General features: G+C 65.1%; 4 protein-coding genes. 2 read left to right on the forward strand and 2 right to left on the reverse strand.

Going from position 1 to position 3427, the window contains the following annotated elements; translation table 11 throughout:
* Together DYI24_RS23570 and DYI24_RS23575 are read left to right on the forward strand one after the other, a co-directional pair.
* Positions 1–1292 (forward strand): ATP-binding response regulator (locus DYI24_RS23570; protein ID WP_164574050.1); only part of this gene is annotated, 1292 nt, incomplete at its 5' end.
* A complete protein-coding gene (locus DYI24_RS23575) occupies positions 1282–2208 on the forward strand; it encodes a response regulator transcription factor (RefSeq protein WP_107354584.1) in 927 nt (308 codons plus the stop codon). The genes DYI24_RS23570 and DYI24_RS23575, both read left to right, overlap by 11 nt.
* On the opposite strand, the gene DYI24_RS23580 is transcribed toward DYI24_RS23575, so the two are convergent.
* Both DYI24_RS23580 and DYI24_RS23585 read right to left on the reverse strand, forming a co-directional pair.
* Positions 2205–3059: a YihY/virulence factor BrkB family protein gene (locus DYI24_RS23580; RefSeq protein ID WP_349627811.1), complete on the reverse strand. Its 855-nt coding sequence runs from the start codon at positions 3057–3059 to the stop codon at positions 2205–2207. The genes DYI24_RS23575 and DYI24_RS23580 overlap by 4 nt on opposite strands.
* Before the next feature lie 139 nt (positions 3060–3198).
* Positions 3199–3357 carry a hypothetical protein gene (locus tag DYI24_RS23585; protein WP_164574052.1) on the reverse strand — a complete coding sequence of 53 codons (159 nt, stop codon included), beginning with the start codon at positions 3355–3357 and terminating at the stop codon, positions 3199–3201.
* Between the last annotated feature and the right edge of the window lie 70 nt (positions 3358–3427).

Below are 3427 nucleotides of genomic sequence, written 5' to 3' on the forward strand. Positions count from 1 at the left end.
GCTACGCACAGCTCTTGGAGCAGGACAACACCCTGCCGCCGCGGCCGCGGGATCAGATCCGGCTGATGCGGCGCAGCGCCGATCATCTGTCCGGGCTGATCGACGGCCTGCTGGATATTTCCAAGATCGAGGCCGGACGGCTGTATCTGTCGCGCGACGAGGTGCGGTTCGGCGAATTCCTGGATCAGCTCGTCGGCATGTTCCGGCTGCAGGCCGCCGCCAAGGACATCGAGTTCGTGTTCAAGCGGCCGCAATATCTGCCGCCGATGGTCTATGCCGACGAGAAGCGGCTGCGTCAGGTGCTGATCAACCTGCTGTCGAACGCCATCAAGTTTACCCAGGAAGGCAGCGTCCACTTCATCGTGCACTATCGCAACCCGGTGGCCGAACTCGAAGTGCGGGACACCGGCCCGGGCATTCATGCGGATGATCTGGAGCGCATCTTCGCGCCGTTCGAGCGCGGCGCGCTCGGTGCCGCGCAGCCCCACACCGGCACCGGCCTCGGCCTCACCATCAGCAAGCTGCTCGCCGGCGTGATGGGCGGCGACCTCACCGTCACCTCGACGCCTGGCAAAGGATCAACCTTCCGGGTCAAGCTTCTGCTGTCCGAGGTCACCAATCCGACCCGCACCCGCTCGATCCGCGCCCCGGTGCTTGGCTATCACGGCGCCCGCAAAACCATCCTGGTGACCGACGATGATCCGGCGCAGCGCGGCCTACTGCAGGACACGCTGGCGCCGCTCGGCTTCATCGTGCTGGTGGCAACCGACGGCTATTCCTGTATCGACCTCGCCGAGCACTGCCAGCCCGACCTTTTCCTGCTCGACATCTCGATGCCCGGGATGGACGGCTGGACCGTGGCCGAAACGCTGCGTACCCAAGGCCATCATAACGCCCGCATCCTGATGCTGTCCGCGAGTGCGCTGGAGGCGCACGGCACGCTGCTGTCGCAGCCGTTTCACGACGCCTATCTGATGAAGCCGGTCGACATTCCGCGACTACTCGAACTGATCGGCCAGTTGCTCAAGATCGACTGGATCTACAAGGGCGAGGCGAGCGCCGCGGCACAGAATGCCACCGAGATTCAACATCCGCCGATGCAGCACGTCGAGGAATTGATCGAGCTCGGCAAGATCGGCTACATCCGCGGAATCGAATCCAAGCTCGATCAGATCCACACCGATTATCCGGAGACCTGGGCGTTCGTGTCGCAGATGCGAACGATGGTGGAGCAGTTCGACCTCGATTCCTACATGAAGACGCTGAACACGCTGTATCGCCATGAACAATGATTTGAAAAAGCGCGATATCGCTCTGGTCGTCGACGACTCTCCCGAGACGCTGCGGATGCTGACCGACGCGCTCGACGGCGCCGGCATGACCGTGATGGTCGCGCTCGACGGGGCCGCGGCGATGCGGATCGTCGAACAGATTACGCCGGACATTATTCTGCTCGACGCGGTGATGCCCGGCATGGACGGCTTCGAGACCTGCCGAAGGCTGAAGCGCAGTCCCGGTCTGTCCGACGTGCCAGTGATCTTCATGACCGGACTGTCGGAGTCCGAGCACATCGTGCGCGGCCTGGAAGCCGGCGGCGTCGATTACGTCACCAAGCCGATCGCGATCGTCGAGATGCTGGCGCGAATCCGCGTGCATCTGAACAACGCCCGCGTCAGCCAGAGCGCTCGCGCAGCGCTGGATGTTTCGGGACGTTTCCTGCTCGCGGTCGATCGGCTCGGCAAGGTGCTGTGGGCGACGCCGCAGGCCCAGAAACTGCTCGCCGCCGACGGGGCGCCGGAGGACGGCTTGCGGCTCGATCTGCCGAAGCCGTGGCTCGAATGGCTGGAGCAGGTGCACACCGGCCTCGCCCAGCCGAAGATGCCGATGAAATCCTCAATGCTTCGCAATGACGAGCTGCGGCTGCAGTATATGGGTAAGCTCGGGCCCAACGAATTCCTGCTTCGGCTGGGCCGCGACACCGCGACCGAAGCGCCGGCGCAGTTCTCGGCGGAGTTCGGCCTCACCAGCCGCGAAAGCGAAGTGCTGGCATGGCTCAGCAAGGGCAAGACCAACCGCGACATCGCGCAGATCCTGGGGCTCAGTCCGCGCACCGTCGACAAGCACCTCGAGCAGATCTACGCCAAGCTCGGCGTCGAAAACCGCACCGCCGCGGCGGCGATCGCCACCAATGCGAGCCGGCGGGACTAACTGCTTGGCTCCGTACGCCCAAGCCGGCCGGCGCGGGCTTCGATCTCGGCATTGAGTTCACCACCGGCCAGCACGACGATCGCGGTCATCCACATCCAGATCATCAGGCTGATCGCGGCGCCGAGTGAGCCATAGGTCGCGTTGTAGTCGGCGAAATTGGCCAAGTAGTAGGACAGCGCAGCCGAGCCGGCGAGCCAGCTCAGCGTCGCGACTGCACTGCCGGGCACCACCCAGCGCCACGGCGGCGCAGAGCGGTCAGCCGCGGTGCGATACAACAAAGCGAGGCCACTGAAGGTCAACGCCGCCAGCACCGGCCAGCGCCCGACATCGACCACCACCGCAACCAGGCTGCCGAGCCCGATCCGCGCCAGCACGATCGGCGCCGCGATCACGAGGCCAATGGCGGCCAGCACCGCACCAAGCGCGCCGAGCGTGAACAGCAGCGAGACCCCATTGAGCTTGAAGAAGCCGCGCTGCTCGTCGACGTCGTACACTGCATTCAGCGCGTCGATGATCGCCTTGACGCCGCCATTGGCGCTCCAGAGCGCCAGCGACAGGCTGACCAGGAAGGCGGCGCCGAGCTTGGTCTGGCCGTTCGCCAGCACGCGTCCGACCTGATCCTCGATCACCGAATACGTGCCGGCGGGGACGATCGCGGCGAGCTGCGCGAGGTGGCCGCGGATGGTGCCTCCGTCGGTGAACAGCGCGTAGGACGACACCAGAGCGGTGATGGCGGGAAAGAGCGCAAGCAGCCAGTAGAACACCACTCCGGCGGCGACCAGCGGCAGCCGGTCATCGCCGATCCGCCGGTAAGTGCCGAGCGCAATCGGCTTCCACTCGGCGCGCAGCACCTGCCGCGGGGAGGTGAAGTCAGGACGCGGCTCTGCCGGGGCGCTCCTAGGAGTCGCGCGCCACCGTCGGCGCACAGCGAGGCTCGGCTCCGCGTTCATGTCGAATGCTTCAGGATGAGACTTGGTTGATAGACTTGGATTAGTGCGTATTGGACTTTTGCCAACGCTCCAGATCCGGCTTGTCGGGTGGGTTCTGGTCATCGACTTGCGAGCTTTGCCCGGGCTTTTTCCAAGGCTCGCGCGTGCCGCTCTTCATCGCATCGCCAGGGCGATCGTCAGGCGCTTTGTCGTCGGTCACCGCGATCACTCCAGCCGGACGTTGTCTTCAGCCGCTTCGGCGACGCGCTTGGCCTTCTCGCCGACCTCGC

The sequence above is a fragment of the Rhodopseudomonas sp. BR0C11 genome (assembly GCF_010820945.1).
In the GTDB taxonomy this organism is placed as follows: Bacteria; Pseudomonadota; Alphaproteobacteria; order Rhizobiales; family Xanthobacteraceae; genus Rhodopseudomonas; species Rhodopseudomonas palustris_H.